Genomic DNA, 758 nt, shown 5'->3' on the forward strand with positions numbered 1-758 from the left:
TCCAGGTAATTTAGATGCTGATTTAGAAATGCATTATACAAAAGTATTATTTATAGATTCAAAATCAGCACAAGTTGATTTTAAGTGATATGCCTGAGAACCTGAAAATAATCCACAACAAAAAGAACTAATAGAGGAATTTATAAAAGATAGTGAGGGAAATTTATTAAGAGATGATAAGGGAAATAGCATTAAAAACCCTAAATATGATCCGAGTATAGATCCGGAAACAGGGACGAAAAAACAACTAGTTTGGTTTGATTTTGGTCTCTTTGATAGTAAAAGTCAGCTAAAAAATGAAGCTTTAAATAACTTTGATATATATTACAATGATGAAAAAGATAGAGAATATTATAAATTAACTAAGCTACCATTTAACACTAAAACACTTTTTGCACCTCACGATAATAATAGTTTGGATAAAGGTTTAATTGTCGAAGCTATTGTGCTCGGTAAAGGTGGATTAAAACAACTTATTGGTAAGACAGAAAAATTTACATTATATAAATTAGAACAAAATGATAATTATTTGTGGTTTGTAAAACAAGATAATAATAAATTTTATAATGAGGAGGTTATAAAGACTTCTGATAATACATATTTTTCTAATTCAGGGATTTGGTTATTTGCATCAAATGCTGAAAAGTCAATTAGTAATTTTAAACTGGTTTTAATAAAAGAAAATTCAAATCCACAAAGCTATTTTACGGAAAATGTTGTTTTGGATTCTAAACAGATTAGACCTCTTTGAAAAACAA

Annotated in this window: 1 protein-coding gene; it reads left to right on the plus strand. The window is 27.0% G+C overall.

Annotated features, from left to right (window positions below; all coding sequences use genetic code 4):
- The coding region (locus N1F73_RS03995) for an Mbov_0399 family ICE element protein (protein WP_396888701.1) at positions 1-758 on the plus strand (758 nt) is incomplete at both ends.

Source organism: Mycoplasma sp. HS2188, assembly GCF_025209835.1.
GTDB lineage: Bacteria > Bacillota_I > Bacilli_A > Mycoplasmatales > Metamycoplasmataceae > Mycoplasmopsis.